Raw genomic sequence first — 14,927 nt, 5'->3', positions numbered from 1 at the left:
TGCGGCGAATCGTATGCCCACCGGTCGGCGTCTGGACCCGGCCAAGGAGGCTCACCCTGGCATTGCCGGTCGGCGTCCGCGCCCATACGACGTCGGCCCGGTTCAGCGCGCCCTCACAGGGACCAGACCTGCCGGAACTTGCCGCTGCGGTCGGCCTGGGGCGGCTCTTCCGCATGTTCGATGGCAATGGTTCCAACCCCGTGGGCCGCGAAAAAGCTTGCCAGCCGCTCCTCGACGGCGGCCTGCACCTGCACCCTGTCGGCGCCCTCCTCCGGCTCCAACCGAAGGCGCAGAGTCCGCGGCCCGGTGCGGATCGCCTGGAAGCGGCGTACTCCGGCGGTCTCCTCGATCACCGTGCCCAGTGCCAGCGGGAGGACTGTGACCGCGTGTCCGTCCGACGCTTCGAAGGACACCAAGTCCCCGGCGCGGCCTTCGATTTTCACAGCAGGGAAGGGGCTGCCGCACGGGCACGGCGAGGTGGCAAGCGTGACCCGGTCTCCGAGTTCGTAGCGGATGATGGGCTGCACCCGGTTGACCAGGTTGGTGACCAGTACCGTGTGGGACGTGACGCCGGCGGGGACGGGCTGGTAGTCCGCGTCGACCGGTTCCATGATGTACCAGTCAGTGTTGACGTGGAACGCGCCGTTCCGGCAGAGGTAGGTCAGGGCCGGGACTTCCGACGAAAGATAGCGGTCCGTCACCCGGCAGCCGAGCGACGCTTCGATCTCCGCCTTTCCCGCCGCGGTCAGCTTCTCGCCCGAACTGACGGCCAGCGCCGGGCCGATCCGCAGACGCCCGGCTTTCTGTTCCTCGGCGAGCTGGAGCATGGCACTCGGGTACCCGTAGAGCACCGTCGGCCTGAAGTCGTTGAGCTCCCCCACGAGCTCCGGCAGCGGCCTGAGCACCGAGAAGACGCGCACCCGCCGGGCTATGGCGGGGCTGCGCCGTCGGGCGGATTCCGTCATCACGACGCCGGAAAAGTGGCCGCCGTCCGCGACGAGGGCCGCCGCCCGCGGGCCGTGGCGCAGCAGAGTCCGCACATCCGCCGTCGTCATCAGGGTCCGGCGCCCGCGCATCCCTGCGACGACGCCCGCCGCCGTCAACGAGGCACGGTCGTGCACCAGGACGGCCGGCTCCCCCGAGGTGCCGGACGTGGTCAGCACCAGATATTTCCCGCGGTAGGACCTCCCGAGTTGGGAGAGGTCGGAGAGCATCTCTGACTTCAGCTTCGCCAGGGTGATGTGCGGGTCCGTCACCCAGTCGTCGAAGTTCTCCATCAGCTCCCGCTTGCCTACGCGCGGAAGCTGCCGCACATCCGCGACGTCGTCCGGCACGTCCCGATACGAGTGGCGGTAATAGGGTGAAGCGGACCGGGCAAAGCCCACGAGGTCCGCGAGCCGGGCCCGCTGCCGGCGGGCGATCCCTTCCGGGCCTTCCCGCTCGGCGCGCCAGATGTCCCAGGCGATCCCGACCGTCGTTCCGGATACACCACGCATCGCGAATTACCTTCCCGGGCCGGCCCGGGCGGCCCACATCCACTCTTCCACCTGAGCAGACGCCGTGGCAGGGGCTTTCGTCCCCGCATCATCCAATGTCTGGACTTTGCGGCGGGGAGCGCATCACACTGTCTACTACAGCTGGATTGGCGGCCCTTCACCTCCATTTTCGCGTCCGGCCGGGTTCTATCATCGGCACGGTTTGGGGGCCGTGCCGCACCACCTTTTCCAGCATCGTGAAAGGACCTGGTTATGCCGGATTTTTCAGTTTTCTTCCCGCTGTTTGCCACGATCATCGGCGCGGCTGTCGTCATCGCTGTTATTTGGCTGACCACAAAATTGATGTGGAAAGTGGCCGAACCCAATGAAGCCCTCATCATCTCGGGGCTGACGCGGGGAACCCTGGAGACCAGGGAAGGAATGGACTTTAAGATCGTCACCGGCAAGGGCGCGCTCGTGTTTCCCGGGCTGCAGACCGTCAGGACACTGTCCCTGACCCTCAATGAAACCGAGCTCAAAGTCTCCTGCGTGACGTCGCAGGGCATCCAGGTAATCGTCGAAGGTGTTGTCATTTACAAGATCGGGGATGCCCCGCCATTCATCGCCAACGCCGCGCGGCGCTTCCTCGGCCAGCAGGCGAAAATGGAAAGCCAGGTCTACAACGTTTTCGAGGGCCATCTGCGCTCGATCATCGGCAGCATGACCATGGAGGAAATCATCCGCGAGCGCGACAAGCTCGGTTCACAGGTACGCAGCGCCAGCGGCGTTGAAATGGAAAAGCTGGGGCTGGTGGTCGATTCGCTCCAGATCAAGGACCTGCAGGATCCCACAAGCTACATCGAGAACATCGCCAAACCGCATATCGCCCAGGTCAAGATGGAGGCGCGCATCGCCGAGGCCACCAGGAACCGCGAGGCCGCGGAAAAGGAAGCCGAAGCGGAGGCGCTGATCGCGGACGCACAAAGCATCTCGGCCATCCGGCAGTCCGAGGCACAGGCCAACGCCGAACGGGCCAAGGCCCATGCCGCCCAGGCGGGCCCCCTCGCCGACGCGACGGCCCGCCAGCAGGTGGTGGTCCAGGAGACCGAGGTGGCCAAGCTCGAGGCCGACCGGGAGGAACAGAAACTGCAGACCTCGGTCCGCAAGCCCGCCGATGCCAAGGCCTACGCGAAACGTACCGATGCCGAGGGCCAGAAGGCGGCCGATATCAGCGCCGCCGAGGCGCTGGCACGCCGCACTGAACTCGAAGCGGAGGCCAACGCCCGGCGCACGGAACTTCAGGCCAACGCCAATGCCACAGCTGCGGCCGCCGCGGCCGGAGCCACCCGGGTTACCGGCGAGGCGGAGGCTGCGGCCACAAAGGCCCGCGGCGATGCTGCCGCCTCGGCTGTCAAGGCCAAGGCGCTGGCCGAAGCGGACGGCATCAAGGCCCGCGCCGAGGCCTTGGGCACGAACCAGGAAGCCGTTATTTCTCAGCAGCTGGCGGAAAACATGCCGGCCATCATCGCGGCTGCCGCGGAGCCCTTCGCCCACGTTGGCCAGTTCACCGTCCTCAACGGCGGCGACGGCATCAACCGAATGATCGGCGGAATCCTGTCCCAGGTGGGCGACTATCTTCCCGCCCTCAGGTCCTCGCTAAGGAATGGTCGGGAGGATGCAAAGCGGCCACCGAAAGCTCCGGAAGCGTAATGCACAGGGACGTTGACCGGAGCCTCACCGGCCGGATCGGGCGGGTTACCGGACGCATCGCACCGGGCACCATCGGCGAAGTAATGCTGCCGTTCCGTGGCGGAACCAGCGCCTTCCACGCCCACCCGTTCGACAAGACCAGTGTCTTCGCGGTTGGCGAGGAGGTCCTGGTGATCTACTACGAGCCCCCGCAAACTGTCTACGTGGACGAGCTGCCGGACGTCCTGCGGAAGGACAGTCAAGGCTAGAAGCTCGACGCCGAGTACGCCACGCCCGGAGCGTTGTCGCCGCGGGTGGACATGCCCATTCTTCGCGCCCACGAGCGGGCATGAGGCACTATGTCCAGTCCTGGCCCCGGCCGGAAGAGATGCCCAGTGGCCCGGGCAGCCAAGCAGCAGTCAACGGACCGCGCACCCGGTGAACATGCCCATTCGTCGCGGCCACGAGAGGACATAAGGCACTATGTCCAGTCCTGGGCCCGGCCGGCGGGCATGTCCAGTGGCGCCGGACCGTGTGCCCAGTGGGTGGGGTGGCGCGAACACCGGCACCCGAACCACACCCCGTTAACCCACTCTTCCCCCGCCCGCCATCCGCCCCACCCCGCGCCGAAAGCCGGCCCACGCAGGGTGGAGGGGTGAGGATCGCAATTGTCGCTGAGTCATTCCTGCCGCTGATGAACGGGGTAACCCACTCAATCCTGCGGGTGCTGGAGCATCTGCAGGAGCGCGGAGACGATGTGCTGGTGATCGCGCCGTCCACGCAGGACACAGGAGCGCCCGGCGAGGTCTACGGGGCGCATGTCCACCGGCTGCCCTCGGTCCCGCTGGCCGGCTACGCGAACGTCCGGGTGGCAATGGGCGGTGTCTATCGGGTCAAGCGAATCCTTGCCGACTATGCACCGGACGTGGTCCACCTGGCGTCCCCGTTCGTGCTCGGCTGGCGCGCGGCGCAGGCCGCTCACCAGCTGGGGATCCCCACCATCGCCATCTACCAGACCGAGGTCCCGGGCTACGCCGGGCGGTACGGCGTCCCATTCCTGGAGAACTGGGCCTGGAACCGGGTGGAGAACATCCACCTGCTGGCCTCCCGGACCCTAGTCCCCTCCAGCTTCGCGCTCAACCAGCTCCGCGGCCGAGGCATCCCGCGGGTCCAGATGTGGCGGCGCGGCGTGGACACGCAGCGGTTCTCCCCGGACAAGCGCGACGCCGGATGGCGGGGCACCGTCGCCCCGGCCGGCGAGCGCATCATCGGCTACGTGGGCCGCCTCGCCGTCGAAAAGCAGGTGCAGGACCTCGCCGTACTGGCCGATATCCCCGGCACCCGGCTGGTGATTGTCGGCGACGGACCCCAGCGGCAAGCCCTCCAGGCCGCCTTGCCGGACGCTGTCTTCACCGGGTTCCTCGGAGGCGACCAGCTGGCCCGGGCCGTGGCGTCCTTCGACCTCTTCGTGCATCCCGGCGAGTTCGAGACCTTCTGCCAGACCATCCAGGAGGCCATGGCCTCGGGCGTGCCCGTCGTCGCGACGGGCCGCGGCGGCCCGCTGGACCTCGTCGAAAACTCCCGCACCGGCTGGCTGTATGAGCCCGGCGACCTCGCCATGCTGCGGTCCCGCGTGGCTGACCTGATGGGCGACGACGCCAAGCGCCGCGCGTTCGCCGCGGCGGCCCACGCTTCGGTCCAGGGTCGGACGTGGTCCACGCTCGGCGCCGAGCTGGTCCAGCACTACAACGCGGTCCTCGCCGCCCACAACCCCCACACCAGCCGGACCACCAGCACAACCCGTCAAGGAGTCACCCTGTGAAAATTTCCGTGATCGGCTGCGGTTACCTCGGGGCCGTGCACGCGGCCACCCTCGCGTCGATGGGCCACACCGTGGTGGGGATCGACGTCGATGCCGCCAAGGTGGGGCAGCTGGGCCGGGGCGCGGCGCCGTTCTTCGAGCCGGGCCTGGACGAACTCCTGCGCGACGGCATCGCCACCGGCCGGCTCAGCTTCTCCACGGAATTCGCCGACGCCGCCGATGCCCGGTTGCACTTCCTCTGCGTGGGCACACCGCAGTCCAAGACCTCCGACGGCGCCGACCTCAGCTATCTCGTCGCCGCCACGCAGGCGCTGCTCCCCCACCTTGCCGCCGGATCCGCGGTGGTGGGCAAGTCCACTGTCCCGGTCGGAACGGTGGACATGCTCCGCGGCGTGCTGTCCCCACGGCCGGACGTGCTCCTGGGCTGGAACCCCGAATTCCTGCGCCAGGGCACGGCGGTCAAGGACTCGCTAGTCCCGGACCGCCTGGTCTACGGCGTCCCGGAGGACTCCGCCCAGGACGACGACGGCGGCACCGGAAACGGCAACCCGGGCGCAGCAATCACGGCAGCCCTCGACGCCGTCTACGCGCCCCTGCTGGCCGCCGGGATTCCGCGGCTGGTCTGCAACTTCGCCACGGCGGAACTGATCAAGTCGGCGTCGAACGCGTACCTCGCCACGAAACTCAGTTTCATCAACGCCATGGCCGAACTTTGCGATGCCACGGGCGCCGACGTGAAGCAGCTGGGCGCGGCCATGGGCATGGATCCGCGCATCGGCGGCCGGTACCTCCACGCCGGCCTGGGGTTCGGCGGCGGCTGCCTGCCCAAGGACATCCGCTCGCTCCGGGTCCAGGCGGCGGGCCTGGGCGTGGAGTCGGTGGACCGGTGGATGGACGTGGTGGATTCCATCAACCGGGACCAGCGTTCCCGCACCGTCGGTCTGGCCGCGGAACTGTGCGGGGGCCAGCTCGGCGGCCGCCGCGTCACGGTGCTCGGCGCGGCCTTCAAGCCGGACACGGACGATATCCGCGACTCCCCTGCCCTGGACGTCGCCCTCCAGCTGGCGTCCGCCGGCGCCCATGTCACGGTGACGGACCCCGCCGCGATCAACAACGCATGGCTGCGCTACCCGCAGCTCCGCTTCGAGCCGTCCACGTCCCAGGCACTGGACGGAGCGGAACTCGTGCTGCTGCTGACCGAGTGGGACGAGTACGCGGCGCTCTCGCCCGCCGACGCCGGGGCGCTCGTACGACGCCGGACCCTCCTGGACGCCCGGAACGTCCTCGACGCCTCCGTCTGGGAGGCGGAAGGCTGGACGGTCCGCGGACTGGGCCGGGGCTCTGCTCCCAGCCTCAGCGCAGCCGGCACCACGGCAGCCGGCACGACGGCGGCCAGCCCCGGCCCCAAGCCGAGCGCAACCAAGCCCAGCCCCACACGCCTGAGCGCCGCCGGACACCGGCCCGGGTGACCTGGCCGCCCACGGCTGTTGCCCGCCTGCGTCACCACGTCCGCCAAAATGCCGCCGCGCCACCCCCGCTTGGACGCCTCCCGAACCAGCGACCCCCTATGATTTCCTGAGGGGAGGGCTTTTCAATGGATTACCGGTGGTCTCAAATTCGCACGGCGGTGGCCGCGTGACGGCTTCCCCGTACCCGGCACCCGGCATCGAAGCGGTGCTGGAGTCCAGCCCGGACGCCCTCCTGGTGGTCACCGAGGACGGCACAATCCTCCGGGTCAACGCCGCCACGGAACGCATGTTCGGCTACACCCGGGACGAACTCCTGGGCCAGGACCACCGGATGCTCCTAGCCGAAGGCTTCCGCAGCGGCCTGCAGCGGCTCTTCTTCGCCTTGCGCAAGGACGCCGACGGCGGCCCCGGCACCACCGACGCCGGCCCGGCCGCTTCCGCCCCCACGTCCCCTATGCCCCCCGGTTTCCCCCCGGTCGAGGCTTACGGCCTGCGCCGCGACGGCACCGAGTTCCAGGGCGAAGTGGCGTGCTCGCTGCTGGCCCAGGACAGCGACGACGCCCCCGCCACCATGGCCGTCGCCGTCCGAGACACCTCCCACAGGCTGGCCGCGGATGCCGGACTCCGCGAAGCCATGTCCCTGCTCAGCGCCACGCTGGAATCCACGGCCGACGGCATCCTCGTTGTCGACGGCGACGGCCGGATCGCCGGCGTCAACAACCAGTTCATCTCCATGTGGGGCATCCCGAGGGAGCTCCTGGCCACCCAGGACGACGAGGCCGTCATGGGCTTCGTCCTGGACCAGCTGGTGGATCCGGCGCAGTTCGTCGAGAAGGTCACCGCGCTCTACGCCGCTCCCTCCGCGGAAAGCAACGACATCCTGGACTTCCGCGACGGCAGGACCTTCGAACGCTACTCCCGCCCGCAGAAGGTCGCGGACAAGGTCGTGGGGCGCGTATGGAGTTTCCGGGACGTGACCCCGGCCCGGATCGCGCAGGACCGGATCGCCAAGGCCATGGCCGACCTCGCCGAGCAGGCCGCCCAGCTCAAGGCCCTCGCGTTCCAGGACCCGCTGACCGGCCTGGCCAACCGCCAGCTCTTCAGCGACCGGCTCGCTTCCGCACTGCTCGGCCCGCGCGGTGCCGCCGTCGACGTCCTGCTCCTGGACTTGGACGACTTCAAGGAAGTCAACGACATCTTGGGCCACCACGCCGGCGACCAGATGCTGATCGAGGTGGGGCGGCGGCTGCGCGAATGTGTCCGCGCCAACGACGTTGTAGCACGACTGGGTGGTGACGAATTCGTGGTGCTGCTGGTCGGCTCGCCGGACGCCGAGGCGGTGGCCGGGAAGATCGTCGAATCGCTGCGGGTGCCGCTCTGGATCGACGGGACCATGCTCCGCCCCAGCCTGAGCCTGGGGCTGGCATCCCTCCACGAGGACGCCGTGGACGCCTCCGAACTGCTGCGCCGCGCCGACGTCGCCATGTATGCGGCGAAAACCGCCGGTAAGAACCGGTACCTGCGGTTCCGGCCGGAGATGATGAAGTCGCTCGTGGCGCGCACCGAGCTGGAGGCGGGGCTGCGGGTGGCCGTGGACGCCGGCCAGATCGCCGTGCATTACCAGCCGATCGTCTCGTCCCGGCTCGGCGTTGTGGTCAAGGTCGAGGCGCTGGCCCGCTGGGAACGCGACGGCGAAACGGTCCCGCCCCAGCAGTTCATCCCGACGGCGGAGCGCAGCGGCCTGATCGTGGAGATCGGCACCGAGGTCCTGCTCAAGGGCTGCACCGAGCTGAAGCCCTGGCTCGCGGAGGACCCCTCCCGGTCCCTCGCCGTCAACGTCTCCGGGGTCCAGCTGCAGCACGGCGACTTCGCCGAGCTGGTCCTCGCCGTCACCGGATCCTGCGGGGTGGATCCCCGGCAGCTGGTCCTGGAAGTCACAGAGAGTGTGTTCTTCGACGACGACTGCCACGTCATCCAGCAGCTCATCGCGCTCCGCAAGGCTGGGGTGCGGGTGGCACTGGACGACTTCGGCACCGGCTACTCCTCGCTGGGCCGGCTCCAGGACCTGCCCGTGGACACCCTGAAAATCGACCAGTCCTTTATCTCCATGATCAACACCGGCGAGGAGAACCTGCCGATCCTCAGCTGCATGATCAACATGGCCCACGGCCTGGGACTGACCGTCACCGCCGAGGGTGTGGAGACGGCGGCGCAGGCCGAGTACCTGATGAACCTGGATTGCGATTCGCTGCAGGGCTTCCTGTTTTCCGGCCCCGAAGCCCAGCCCGCCCTGGCGTCCGCGATCGCCCGGTCTGCCGGGGCATTCGCCGCCCTCCGCGGAGATCGGGTCGCCGGGCTCCGCTGACCCGCAAAAGGGTGACCGGCAAAGTTGACCCGCGAAAGTCCGGTGCCGAGGTGCTGGACAAGCGCGCAACGGACCCTATGATTCAGGAAACGCTTGTCCGCGGCGCCGCCGTCGGACTTTAAGTCACGTCCGTCAACATCCGTCGCTTTGGGGGCCGGTATCGCCGTGGAAACTGGGATTGAAGAAAGCCTGCTTGAGCAGGGCCCCGATGCGTATCTGCTGCTGACCTCGGACGGAACCATCGCGTTCGTGAACTCGGCCGCGGAGCGACTCTTCGGCTATCCGCGCGAACAGCTGCTCGGCGTCGGGCACAACATCCTGCTCTCCGAGGACGAGCGCGGCGGGTTCCTGCGGGTCTTCGGCCGGCTGGGCCGCGGCAGCGGCGCGGGCCGGCGCCCGTTCGCGGCGGCAGGCCGGCGTCGGGACGGCAGCGAACTGTCGCTGGAGATCACCTGCTCGCTGGTAACGGTCGACGGCGGCACGGCCATGGCGGTTGCTGTCCGGGACGGCAGCCACCGGGAGGACACCGACTCGGGCCGCCGCCTGGCGGTCTCGCTGCTCGATGCCACGCTGGAAACCACTGCCGACGGGATTGTGGTGGTCTCCAACGAAGGGCTGATCACCGGGATCAATGACCAGTACCTCAAGTTGTGGGGCATGCCGCCGGCGCTGATCACGGCGGAGGACCCGACGGCACTGGTCACCTTCATCGCCCAGCAGCTGGTCGACCCGGACGACTTCCTGCAGAAGGTCACTGAGCTGGACGGCGACAGGGCCAAGCAGAGCAACAACGTGCTGGAGTTCAAGGACGGCCGCACGGTGGAGCTGTACTCCCGGCCGCAGACGGTAGCCGACCAGATCGTGGGCCGGATCTGGAACTTCCGCGACATCACCACCCGGCAGCGCGCGCAGGACCAGGCCCGCCGCGCCATGGAAGAACTCGCCGAGCAGACGGACAAGCTTAAGGAACTGGCCTTCCAGGACCCGCTGACGGGGCTGGCCAACCGGATGCTCTTCAACGAACGCGCCGCCGCCGCGCTGCTGACTCCCGGGCCCGTGCACGTGCTGCTGCTGGACCTGGATGACTTTAAGGAAGTCAACGACGTCCTGGGCCACCATGCCGGGGATGAGATGCTCGTGGAGGTCTCCCGGCGGCTGCAGAAGTGCGTGGGGCCGCACGGCACCGTGGCGCGGCTCGGCGGGGACGAGTTCGTGGTGCTGCTGGTGGACTGCAACGATGCGGACGCCGTGGCCCAGCGGGTGGTGGCCGCCCTGAACGCGCCGGTGTCCATCGAGGGGACCCTCATGCGGCCGGGCCTGAGCCTGGGCGTAGCCTCACGGGGTCCCGGGACCATGACGTCCTCCGAGCTGCTGCGGCAGGCGGACCTGGCCATGTACGCGGCCAAGGAAGCCGGCAAGAACTGCTACGTGCATTTCCGGCCGGAAATGCTCGCCGCCCTGCTGGAGCGCACCCAGCTGACCTCCGGGCTGCGGCGGGCCGTGGAACTCGGGCAGATCAACGTGCACTACCAGCCGGTGGTGTCCGCCGAGCAGCTGGACGTCGTGCAGTTCGAGGCGCTGGCCCGCTGGCAGTGGGACGGGAAGCTGATGCCCCCGGACACGTTCATCCAGACAGCGGAGCGCAGCGGCCTGATCCGGGAGATTGGGGCGGAAGTGCTGCGGCGCAGCTGCACCGAGCTCCAGCCCTGGCTCGCGGAGGACCCGCGCCGGACCCTGGCAGTGAACGTCTCCGGTGTGCAGCTGCAGCACCCGGACTTCGCCGAACGCGTCCTGGACATCGCGGCGTGGAGCGGCGTGGACCCGCACCAGCTGGTCCTGGAGGTGACGGAGAGCGTCTTCTTCGATGCCCAGTGCCACGTCATCACCCAGCTTGTGACCCTTCGCGGCGCCGGAATCCGGGTTGCCCTGGACGACTTCGGCACCGGCTACTCCTCGCTGGGCCGACTGCAGGAACTCCCCGTGGACATCGTGAAGATCGACAAGTCCTTTGTCTCGATGCTGCGCTCCGGGACGGAGAAGCTGCCCATCCTGACCTCCATGATCCACATGGCCCTCAGCCTCGGGCTAAAGGTCACCGCCGAGGGCATCGAAACCCCGGAACAGGCCCGCTACCTGATGGATCACGGCTGCGACGCCCTGCAGGGCTTCTTCTTCTCCCGCCCCGAGCCCGAGTCCCGGCGCGAGCTCGGCATCCGCAACTCCCTCGCCGCCATTGCGGCGCTGGAGGGTGTTCCGCTGCCGGCATAGTTGCGCGCGTAAGGCGCTGGCCGTCCGACGGCGTCGGGCCGCCGGGCTGGCTCGCGGGCCAGCTGTTGCCCGGGTGGGCCCGTGCGGGTGGCCGCCGGGCCGCCGGCGGCGCCGAACCCCCGGCCGGCGTTGCCCGGGTGTAGACGTGCGGGCCAGCTGGCCGGCTGCCTGGCCGCCGCGGGGCCGCCGCCAGCGACACAATTCTGGCCGCAACATGACGCGTATCACGCGCGGGGTCCGCACCACATATGATTCAGTGAGCGCAGCCCGCCTTGTTCTCCGCAAGGACGGCTGCCACTTCGCATCCGTCGCTTGGGGGGCAGGCAAAACACATGGAATCTGGACTCGCACACCTACTGCTGGAGCACAGCCCGGACCCGCTGCTGCTGCTGGATCCGGACGGGTCCATCTCGTTCCTGAACGCAGCCGCTGAGGAGCTTTTCGGGTACTCCCGCGCCCAGCTGCTGGGCGCCGATTCGTCCCTGCTCCTGGCCGAGGACTCCCGCGAGCCCTTCCATGGCGTCCTCGCCGGCCTGGGCGCCTCCGCGCCACGCTCCGGCCAGCCCTTCGCCGGCTCAGGCCGGCGCGCCGACGGCACCGAACTTCCCGTCGAGATCACCTGTTCGCTGTTGCCCTCCGACGCCGGTGCTGGTCCGGCCGCGCGGTCCGTCGCGCTGTCCGTCCGCGGGGCCGGGCACCGTCCGGCTGCGCAGTCCGGGAACCGCCACGCCGGCACTGCCGCGGCCGCCCTCACTTTTGCCGGCACCTACACGGATGCCGGTGCCGTTGCGGGTGCCGGCACAGCGGCGGACGCCGCAACGCACCGCCGTCGTACTGCTGCTGCTGCGTCCGCGGCCGTTCCCGCAGCCTTCACCGGGCACGACGACCAGGTGCGGGCCGGGGTGCTGCGGGACCCGCTGACCTCGCTGCCCAACGGCACGCTGTTCAACGAGCGGCTCGCCGCGGCGCTGCGCCGCCCGGACCCGGTGGATGTGCTGCTGCTGAACGTGGATGACTTCAAGAACCTCAACGACATGCTGGGCCGCTCCTCCGCGGACGAGCTGCTGATGGAGGTCGCGAGCAGGCTCCGCAACTGCGTACGGCCGCACGACACCGTGGCCCGGCTCGGCGGCGACGAGTTCGTGGTGCTCCTGACCGAGTGCCTCAACGCCGATGCGGTGGCCAAGCGGATCGCCGAGTCGCTGTACGAGCCGCTGCGGGTCGGCGGCTCCCTGGTCCGGCCGGGCGTGAGCATGGGCCTGGCCTCCAGGACCTCCGGGACGCTCGACGGCGCGGAGCTGCTGCGGCAGGCGGACGCGGCCATGACGGCCGCGAAGACCGGCGGCAAGAACGCGTGGCTGCGGTTCCGGCCGGAGATGCTGAACACCGTGGCCGCCAAGGCGGACGGCCAGGCCGGGCTGCGGCAGGCCGTGGAGCTGGGCCAGATCTCGGTGCACTACCAGCCGGTGGTTTCCCCCGGGCTCGGGGCCGTGGTGCAGTTCGAGGCGTTTGCCCGCTGGGAACGGCACGGCCGGCTGGTCCCGCCCAACCAGTTCCTCCCCGTCGCCGAACAAAGCGGCCTGATCCGTGAGATCGGCGACGAGGTTATGCGCCGGGCCTGCGCGGAAATCCGGCCCTGGCTCGCCGGCGACGCCGCGTACAGCGTGGCGGTGAACGTCTCCGGCCTGCAGTTCCAGAACCGCGACTTCGCCACCGATGTGCTGGCTATTGTGGCCTCCACCGGGGTGGATCCGCGCCAGCTCGTGCTGGAGCTGACCGAGAGTGTGTTTTTTGAGTCGGACTCTGATGTGCTGCGCCAGCTGCGCCAGCTCCGGGAGGCCGGCGTGCGGATCGCGATGGACGACTTCGGCACCGGGTACGCGTCGCTGGGCCGGCTCAAGGAGCTGCCGCTGGACAAGGTCAAGATCGACCGCTCCTTTGTGGCGATGATCAAGACCGGCCAGGAGCAGCTGCCGTTCTTCGGCACCATGATCAACGCCGCGCACGCCCTGGGCCTGAAGGTCACGGCCGAGGGCATCGAGACGCCCGCCCAGGCCCGGTACCTGATGGACCGCGGCTGCGACTCCCTGCAGGGCTACCTGTTCGCCAAGCCGGCCCCGGCCAGCGATCTGGCCGGAACGATGGAGAGCGCGCTCACAGCCATCGACAAGGTCGACGCCGGCCGGTAGCCCGGGCCACTCTCCCGCAGCTCCTGCGGGTTTGGGCGCGACGCTCCCGCACGTCCGGCATGAATCAGGCGACGCTCCCGCAAATCCGGCGGGTTTGGGCGCGACCTGCGTGGACGGCTACGCTGGGCGCCGCCTCCGGGGGCGACGCTCCTGCCCAGTTACACGGCGCCGAAGCCGCTCAGCCGTCAGATGCTCCGTGTCCTGCCGCGGTTTTGCCTCCCTGCCCGCACGAGTAACTGGGCTGGAGCGTCGCTCCCGGGAAACGAAGCTCCGACGCTCCCTCAGATCCGGCGGGAAAACCAACGACGCTCCCGCACCTACGAGCAGGCCGCTGTCGTTACGCCGGGAAGTCGAGCTTGTCGACATCCTTTGCAACCATGGCCGCGCTCCGCTCCCACAGCTCCCCCGCGAGGCCGGAGTCGTACGCCTGCTTGTTGGCCTTCGCCAGGGCCCGCTTGGCGTAGTAAGCGCCGGAGACCCAGTCCTGCCCTGGTGCGGCCGTGGCGAGCCACACAAGCGTGTCCGCGCCCTGTTCGGGGCTCAGCATGAACCGGTTGAGGAAACTCCGGTACAGGAACCGGAACGGGCTGGTGGTATCGGCTGCGAAGTTGGTGGCCACGACGCCGGGGTGGAAGGCCGCCGTCGAGATGCCGGCAGCCTGATAGCGGTTGTTCAGCTCGGCCGTGAAGAGGATGTTCTCGAGTTTGGCGTTGCCGTAGGCGAGGTTGGCGGAGTACTTGGTGGCGGTCCCGAGGTCGCCAAGGTCCAGCTTGCCGTAGAGCGAGTTCGCGGCGCTGGAGGTGTTGATGACGGTGGCGTTGCTGGCTGTAAGGACGTCCATCAGCTCGGTGGTGAGCAGGAACGGGGCCAGGTGGTTGATCTGGAAGGTCTTCTCGTGGCCGTCTACGGTGAGCTCACGCTTGCCCATGATGCCGCCGGCGTTGTTGGCCAGGACGTCGATCCGCGGATACTTCTCCTTCAGCTGCGCGGCGAGTTGGCGCACCTGTGCCAGTTCCGCGAAATCGCTGACGAAGAAGTCCGCGCCGATCTCCTTCGCGATCCGCTCGGTCTTCTCCCTGGAACGTCCGACGACGACCACCTGCTCCCCCTGTTTGCTCAGGGTCCGCGCGGCGGACGCGCCGATGCCGTCGCTGGCGCCGGTGATGACGATGGTCCGTGCAGTCATAAAGAAGTCCTTTAGGCGGAAGTGGTTAGCAGGATATTGGAATCGAGCCTACCGAACTCTAACGACGCCAGGATGACCAACGTTCCGGTGCGACGCTCCGGCAGGATTTGTTGGAGGGTTGGACCTTTTGCCCCCGGGTGTGCGGGAGGGTTGGACCTTATGCCCCCGGGTGCGCGGGAGGGTTCGGGTGTGGCCGGCATGATCTGCGGTGAGTGGGCAGTTGGCGGCAGTGTTGGCGCGTGGCATTGCCGTGAACTGCTGCCTCGACGGTGCCCGCGGGGGTGCGGGAGGGTCCTGGTTGTGGTTTGGGGGTTAAATGCGGGAGAGCCCCAACCTGTGGTTGGGGCTCTCGACCGTGTAATGATGTTCCGGCGGTGACCTACTCTCCCACACCCTCCCGGGTGCAGTACCATCGGCGCTGTGGGTCTTAGCTTCCGGGTTCGGAATGGGACCGGGCGCGGGCG

General features: G+C 68.7%; 9 protein-coding genes and 1 rRNA gene. 7 read left to right on the top strand and 3 right to left on the bottom strand.

The window, feature by feature from the left end:
• Window positions 1–113 precede the first annotated feature (113 nt).
• Window positions 114–1,496 (bottom strand): phenylacetate--CoA ligase family protein, encoded by a 1,383-nt coding sequence (locus AC1DC5_RS15475; RefSeq protein ID WP_476865758.1) that lies wholly within the window; start codon window positions 1,494–1,496, stop codon window positions 114–116.
• Between the two features lie 252 nt (window positions 1,497–1,748).
• On the opposite strand from AC1DC5_RS15475, the gene AC1DC5_RS15470 reads away from it, so the two are divergent.
• The 7 genes from AC1DC5_RS15470 (at window position 1,749) to AC1DC5_RS15440 (ending at window position 13,277) form a co-directional block, all read left to right on the top strand.
• Window positions 1,749–3,185: a flotillin family protein gene (locus AC1DC5_RS15470; RefSeq protein WP_476865757.1), complete on the top strand. Its 1,437-nt coding sequence runs from the start codon at window positions 1,749–1,751 to the stop codon at window positions 3,183–3,185.
• Window positions 3,185–3,433 carry a hypothetical protein gene (locus AC1DC5_RS15465; RefSeq protein WP_441407169.1) on the top strand — a complete coding sequence of 83 codons (249 nt, stop codon included), beginning with the start codon at window positions 3,185–3,187 and terminating at the stop codon, window positions 3,431–3,433. The genes AC1DC5_RS15470 and AC1DC5_RS15465 overlap by 1 nt, the downstream gene beginning before the upstream one ends.
• A gap of 386 nt (window positions 3,434–3,819) precedes the next feature.
• Entirely contained in the window at window positions 3,820–4,986 is a 1,167-nt protein-coding gene (locus AC1DC5_RS15460; RefSeq protein WP_476865756.1) for a glycosyltransferase family 4 protein, read from the top strand.
• The gene (locus AC1DC5_RS15455) at window positions 4,983–6,455 is read left to right on the top strand and encodes a UDP-glucose dehydrogenase family protein (RefSeq protein WP_476865755.1); all 1,473 of its coding nucleotides are present in this window, start codon (window positions 4,983–4,985) and stop codon (window positions 6,453–6,455) included. Before AC1DC5_RS15460 ends, AC1DC5_RS15455 begins: the two co-directional genes overlap by 4 nt.
• A 136-nt stretch (window positions 6,456–6,591) precedes the next feature.
• On the top strand, window positions 6,592–8,820 hold the full coding sequence (locus AC1DC5_RS15450) for an EAL domain-containing protein (protein WP_476865754.1): 2,229 nt from the start codon (window positions 6,592–6,594) through the stop codon (window positions 8,818–8,820).
• A gap of 165 nt (window positions 8,821–8,985) precedes the next feature.
• Window positions 8,986–11,088: a putative bifunctional diguanylate cyclase/phosphodiesterase gene (locus AC1DC5_RS15445; RefSeq protein WP_476865753.1), complete on the top strand. Its 2,103-nt coding sequence runs from the start codon at window positions 8,986–8,988 to the stop codon at window positions 11,086–11,088.
• A gap of 332 nt (window positions 11,089–11,420) precedes the next feature.
• Window positions 11,421–13,277, top strand: a complete 1,857-nt coding sequence (locus tag AC1DC5_RS15440) for a putative bifunctional diguanylate cyclase/phosphodiesterase (protein ID WP_476865752.1) — start codon at window positions 11,421–11,423, stop codon at window positions 13,275–13,277.
• 337 nt (window positions 13,278–13,614) lie between these two features.
• On the opposite strand, the gene AC1DC5_RS15435 is transcribed toward AC1DC5_RS15440, so the two are convergent.
• Together AC1DC5_RS15435 and rrf are read right to left on the bottom strand one after the other, a co-directional pair.
• Window positions 13,615–14,463 (bottom strand): SDR family NAD(P)-dependent oxidoreductase, encoded by an 849-nt coding sequence (locus AC1DC5_RS15435; protein WP_476865751.1) that lies wholly within the window; start codon window positions 14,461–14,463, stop codon window positions 13,615–13,617.
• Window positions 14,464–14,829: 366 nt separating this feature from the next.
• Window positions 14,830–14,927 (bottom strand): 5S ribosomal RNA (rrf, locus tag AC1DC5_RS15430); the annotation flags it as partial.

The sequence above is a fragment of the Arthrobacter sp. 10L424 genome (assembly GCF_056395325.1).
The sequence above is the reverse complement of the archived record's forward strand: the minus strand, read 5'-3'. Positions and strand labels throughout refer to the sequence as shown.